The 6,311-nt window shown below is 43.1% G+C and carries 3 protein-coding genes; 1 reads left to right on the forward strand and 2 read right to left on the reverse strand.

Translation table 11 applies throughout. The features are described from left to right. Positions 1–927: 927 nt before the first annotated feature. Positions 928–2,580, reverse strand: coding sequence for a calcium-binding protein (locus VB620_RS20640; protein WP_323198032.1), 1,653 nt, complete (start codon positions 2,578–2,580; stop codon positions 928–930). A 415-nt stretch (positions 2,581–2,995) separates the two neighbouring features. Next, positions 2,996–5,419, reverse strand: a complete 2,424-nt coding sequence (locus VB620_RS20645) for a GH116 family glycosyl hydrolase (RefSeq protein WP_323198033.1) — start codon at positions 5,417–5,419, stop codon at positions 2,996–2,998. A 355-nt stretch (positions 5,420–5,774) separates the two neighbouring features. Here VB620_RS20645 and VB620_RS20650 point away from each other — a divergent pair, with 355 nt between their 5' ends. Next, positions 5,775–6,272 (forward strand): ferritin family protein, encoded by a 498-nt coding sequence (locus tag VB620_RS20650; protein ID WP_323198034.1) that lies wholly within the window; start codon positions 5,775–5,777, stop codon positions 6,270–6,272. Positions 6,273–6,311: the final 39 nt, after the last annotated feature.

Below are 6,311 nucleotides of genomic sequence, written 5' to 3' on the forward strand. Positions count from 1 at the left end.
CTAGTTCTTCTATTATCCACTTTTCCATTTACTGACATTGGTTTAACTCTGGGTTTTCGTATATAAAATACACAATTACTGGCTTTTGTCAAATCTTATGTTAAGAAAGATGTGGGTAATGGATAGCCTTAAAAAGGGGGGAATAGTGATCAAAGTCTCCCTTATAAAGGAGGATTTAGGGGGATCTAGAATGTTTTGTTACCGACAATAAGACTTTTCAAACATCCTCGTAGAATCCTCTTCACTTCCTGTCTTTTGTGGTTTGTTTTTTCATGATTTTGAGTAAGTCCTGAAATAATTACTGCATTTATTCATTTAGTAAAAAACTTAGCAATAGCAATCACTGGAGGGAGTTTTATCCTGGGAGGAAGTGCGGCTTCTGCCCAAGTAATAACTATAAATGGGATTGAATATAATCTGGGGGAGAAAATTTTTGCTACTGGGGGTAATGTAGCCACAATAATTCTAGAAGGTAATCCAAATACTTCTTTTGTCAGTGAGTTACGACTATTTAATTCACTGGATATAAATGGATTATTCACTCTAATTGGTACTAATGAAGAGGTTGGTACAACTGTTAATCTGGGAGTAGTGCCATCGGGAGAGGAATTATTTTTTGGCATATATGTCCCTAATACTGACCAAACTTATTTATTAGGTGCTGGCGATCGCAACTCTGATAATATCATCCGTGCAGGTTTAGACTAAATCGGTCATGTTCAAGAAAAAAAGGAGGCCTGATTGAATACAGTCCCCCTTCTGACGGAAGCTAAGAGAAGTACAACCAACTCTCACTCGCCAACAGGTTATTCATACTTTTACTTAACTCAGCCCTGCTGGGTCATTTTTCATGGCTTAGTCTAAACTACAGATAGATGCACCCTTATATATTAGAAGAAGCAGTAAATACGCCTAGATGTTCGTCACCTAAGAGGCAACGAAGAGACCATTAAGGCTGCTGGCTGTGATCCCTTCGACGACAAAGGTTGCACCACCCGCAAAGGTGTACTCGGCACTGCCATTAACATTCCTGAAGGGGTTAGAATTATTGAAACTTGTAGTATTCGAACCCGCTACTAACCTATCATTTTCTGAAATTTTGAAGTCCTTAATAACAACCCTACCCGTTATACCCGTCTCGAGAACGAATTTATCTGCGCCACCTTGACCGTAGAGAGTGTCGCTGCCGTTCCCACCGTAGAGGGTGTCGTTGCCGTTCCCACCAAGAAGCCAGTCGTTGCCGTCCCCACCGTAGAGGGTGTCGTTGCCGTCCCCACCAAGAAGAACGTCAGGGCTAGACTCACCGTAGAGCCAGTCGTTGCCATCCCCACCGTAGAGGGTGTCGTTGCCATCCCCACCGTAGAGGTAGTCGTTGCCAGACCCACCGTAGAGGGTGTCGTTGCCGCCGAAGCCATAGATGTTGTCTGTACCCGTATCAGTTCCACTAGGGTTATTTACCCCAGCCTGTCCATTGGCATAACCATAAATGGTGTCGTTATACTTCGATCCGTAGAGATTATCACCATTTTGGGTTCCGGTGATATTTTGGGGACCTAAAGCACCCACAACCAAGAACCTGTTAGTGCCTAACCCTGAAAGAGCCGATGTAATGTTGGAGTCTAGTCCGTCAGTTACTTTATTGCCTCCTATTGAGATTCCATCTTTATCGATGATCAGCGCACTTTTGCTAAGATGCGTCCTGTAAAATGTGTCAAGAGCGGACGTACCAGCCCCAGCAGAGAAATATCCACTGTAATCTAGGTTCGCCACTGCAAAAAGACCGCTTTGACTATCTACATAATCGAAACGCAAGTCGCCAAGGTTATTCCCATTAGCAATGGCTACATTTGGTCTACCCGACTGCTGAAGTGGAATGATCATAATGTCTTCAATGGGGTTGAAGTCTTTGACCATAGCATAAGTAGCTGTAGGGGGAGGTGTGACGGTGACGCTCGTACTACTTAGACCGAGAAGCGCTTTAATCCCATTAATGGTAAGGGAAGCGACATCCTTGGTAACCTTGTAATCAATGGCGTATTTTGAGAAAAGTACGGCAGAAGCATTCGCAGCGAAATTACCAAAGAATGCAATAGCATCGAAACCACCACCAGTTGTAGTGGTAATGGACTGGGCAGCCTCTCCGAGAACGAAGATATCGGATTGTGATCCACCGTATAGGTCATCGCTGCCACTAGTTCTTAAGTTGCCCGTAAAGAGGACATCACTACCAGAACCACCATAGATAATATCGGCACCATCTCCCCCCGAAAGGATGTCATTACCGTCACCACCGTCGAGGAGATCATTTCCCTTTCCACCGAAGATGCGATCATTTCCTCCGCGACCGTAAATTTTTTCAGTACCTTTTCCTTCTAAGTTAGCCCCATAAATGGTGTCATTACCGCTACCTGCGTTAATCTGCAAGTAGTGATTGTAATAGTAGGCATTGGGGAAGGTCTGTCCTCTTCGTGTTATTGTACTTTTTACTTCCCTACTGTACTCATTACGATTGTCAATCGTACGGGCGGTAGAATCATTGTAAGTTAGTGTCCCCTTAAACCTACGATCTATTGTTGCCATTGTAAATATCCTTCTAAAGGAATAAATGAGTTGTTGTGGTTCGAGAAATCAGGCACTGATTAGCCATAGGGTGATATCACCTAAGCTGAACATTAAAATGAACATACTCTACCCAGATTATGGAGAGTATAAGAATTACTTAAATAATGAAGAGAAAGAAGTAGAGATAAACATACAGGGATATTCTCGTGACCATCGTCCAGAGTTAAAGCAATGTATATTACAAAACTTAAACATTCAATTGTCCAATTGCCGGAACACTTGAATCATCGTTTGAGAACTAGGTGAAAAATCATGGATTCAAACACAACCAATAAATATGGGATTAAGAATCTTACATATTGACCACGTAATCATCAGGGTTTCAGCCTCTGTGTAATAAACCTACACCTGTCAGATGCACCCTGCCTCCCTGCTATATTTTCTTCTGGGAATCCATAACCAGATAAATTGCCCAAATAGCCATTGGTCGCAGATAAGTACTGGCGCGGAAAGTCCCAGAGGCGGTGATGGCTTCGGGGGTGCGGAATTGTAAGCCGTTGTGATAAATTTGCTGGACTACGGCTGCGGTGATTTTAAATGCTTCGTCCTGCATCCCCATTTGTATGAGAAAAGCGGCTAGTCCAAAGTTAATTCCTGTCCAAACTTCCAAAGGATGGGTAGCATTGGGTTTTTCTGGTGAACCATCGGGAAGCACACCGTTAGCAGCGCCGAACTCACCGTCACAGAATTTGAGAAAGCAAGCATCATAAACAGTTTGTAAAGCAGAGAGAGCGCGATCGCCTGGTACAATATCCGGTAATCCCAGTAACCGTGCATAGAATTGTCCACACAATTGATCCGCCATCACCACATCAGAACCACTGTCACTATCTAAGCGGAAATACTGACCATTCCAGAGCTTTTCTTGATAAACAGTACGCGACTGCGCCAACCATGTTTCGTAGGTTGATTTTTGTACCGCCAAGTCGCCAAGGTCGCCAAGGTTGTTTTTTAATAAAATATCACTAATTGCGATCGCTGCTTCTAAAGCCGCTAACCATAAGCCTCCACAATAAGCGCTGACACCCTGTAACCGCCAATCATCAAAAGTCTGGTCAGGTGCGCCGGAGTTCTCCAGAATCCCATCACCGTCTAAATCAAAGGTTTTGAGATAATCGAGAGTTTGCACAATTCCCGCCCAACAATCTGCTAAAAACTGCACATCATCAGCACCAGTCAGCAGAAAATCTCGGTATACTTGCAAGACAAAATCACTACCTAAATCCTTCCATAGATTGCAGTCTTGATAGCAGGTATAATTTGTTTTTTCCCAAACGTGTTCATTAGGTGCGCCTAAATCATGGGGTGTTGCACCTGGAACTTTTCTGGCGGCAGTGGTTGTACCTGCCCCGATAGTATAATAATATCCAATTATACGCTGATGATCGTCACTATGGGGAATTGCCCTCGCAAATGCCCGAATTACTGATTTTTCTAGTTCAGGAAACAGAATTAATAACCCAAAGGAACCATATAACCGCACATCGAGACTTTCATACCACCGATAATCTAAGCATTCCAGGACGGCAAATTGTCCTATGGGGTCAAGTTCCGAGGCTGCACTCCAAAGAGTTCCGCCACTGGTGAGGTCATATAACTCATTAAATAGAGCCATTTTAAACCAGTCGGGTAAGTCTGGGCGGTCAATTATCGGCTTTTGCCAAGCGAGAATATTTTTATACCATGTTTTGTATTGTGTTAGGGCAGTTGAGGCGATCGCCCCAGCTTGATCACCATCACGCCCAAAAAAGTCTGTATATCTGCGGTAATAATTAATTCCGGCTGCAAATTCTGTTACCGGAAAATCCCAAGCCACGACAAAGGGAATTGCTAAAGTTTCCCCTGGTTGCAGAGTAAAACGCAGTGCGATCGCCACCCCAATCTGTGTATTTTCTGACGCGGGAGAGGCATCTTGATAATTAGGCAAAGAACCATCAGCAGCAAAGCTTTCCCACACATCTGACCCCGTACCCTCTGGATTCCAGCGCGTATGATAAAATACTTCTACCTGGGGCTGCTTAATCGTACTAATACACCAACTTCCATCACCTTCTGCTACTGATTCATCCCCACGCACCCGGCTACAAATACAACTAAAGTATTCTGCATTTTCAACTATTAAATTGTAATTATCTTGACTATCGCCTAAAGGCGGCTGATATTCATAAACCGGACTCCCATCGTCCCGAATCTCCACTTCTGGAGACTTCAAACTATTAGTAAACCAGCCCACCATATTTTGCCACGTCAGCATAATACTGAGAGTAATCGGTGCATTTGTGGGGTTATGAGCATTCCAATTAAATATGGCTACAGGGTAACTAGTTTCTTGATAATTCCCCGCCCAAATTGGCGAAAACTGCTCACAAGTTAACTCTGCTTGCAAGACATTTTCATACACAAACCAGCTACGTGGATATAAAGCGTGATAAGTTCCGGTTTCCTCTGTCGCCGTAGATGCTGGATACCATTTCCAAGCTCCGAGACTATCATTTTCCGGCGATTCTGTAGCTAAAGCATAAGCTTGAGCAGATTTCCCATCAGATTCAAATACACTAAATTGACAGGCGGGGATATTTTGAAACGTATGTTCACCGCCGTCAATGTGCCACAGATTAAAGTCTCCCCGTGAAGAACGACCGATACAACCTGCGCCAAAGCCACCCAAAGGCATACCGTGCCAAGGGCCATCATCAATATTACTAGCATAGCGAACAGTATAGGGCTTATCCCAGCCTAAACCGATGGGACGGCTCCAAGTGCAAGAGGGAATTACGGAGGAGAGAGGTTTGGTCATCGCCTAATTTTACAACGTGGGGGGATGTAACTGTCAGCTAGAATCTATCCATATCTAGAAAAAGCTACCAGAATATACACATAATAGAGTGTATTACTATTGCGTATGATCATCAATGCCAAATCCTCATCCGGCAGATTTTAGGCATATTGTCAAATTTCTTTCTTACCTAATAGACTAGACACTATAAATCATAGGACTTACGCAAAAACTCTCTCAAACCCTCTTGACTTCGTGTCCTTTGTGTCCTTTGTGGTTCGTTTTTGATAATTTTGCGTAAGTCCTGAATCATTTGAAAGAAGGTTCTTGTCTGGAAGTATTATTGAGACTGATATTTAATACTGGAGTTTAGAATATGGAATATTTTGAAAATACACAGTCAAACATTGAGGTTTTAGCGAAAGAAACTCTCATTTCCCCAGGATTTTATACAACTAACATCAGAAAATTTTCTAATATTGATACCTTAAGCTTTCAAGAAGCCTTTAATACTGCTGTCGCTAATTTAACAAGCGACTACACTAAAGACAAGTATATACGTGACGAGAGATTTAATCAGTCCTGGGACCACATTCAAGGTGAGGCGCGAGAACTCATAATTAAACTTCTGGAAATGTACTGTGCTGCTGAGTACTCAGGATTCATCCTGTACAAAGAGTTATCATATCAACTTAAGGAAACAAACATCATCCTTTCAGATGGATTTTCCCTGATGTCTCGTGATGAAGCCCGTCACGCTAGTTTTCTAAATAAAGCTCTCTTAGATTGTAACCGTTCAGGGGGGGGTGGAAGAGCGATCGCCAAAGGAGGGGCTGAGTCCTGCGGATATGCTTGTGCGTTCGCCCATCGCTAAAAATTCTCCCCAAAATCTGATAAATTAAGTGATATGGAA

This window comes from Nodularia harveyana UHCC-0300 (assembly GCF_034931085.1).
In the GTDB taxonomy this organism is placed as follows: Bacteria; Cyanobacteriota; Cyanobacteriia; order Cyanobacteriales; family Nostocaceae; genus Nodularia; species Nodularia harveyana.

Coding starts and splice junctions, on each gene's coding strand:
- VB620_RS20650 (WP_323198034.1), top strand. CDS start 5,775: ATGGAATATTTTGAAAATACACAGTCAAACATTGAGGTTTTAGCGAAA.
- VB620_RS20645 (WP_323198033.1), bottom strand. CDS start 5,419: ATGACCAAACCTCTCTCCTCCGTAATTCCCTCTTGCACTTGGAGCCGT.
- VB620_RS20640 (WP_323198032.1), bottom strand. CDS start 2,580: ATGGCAACAATAGATCGTAGGTTTAAGGGGACACTAACTTACAATGAT.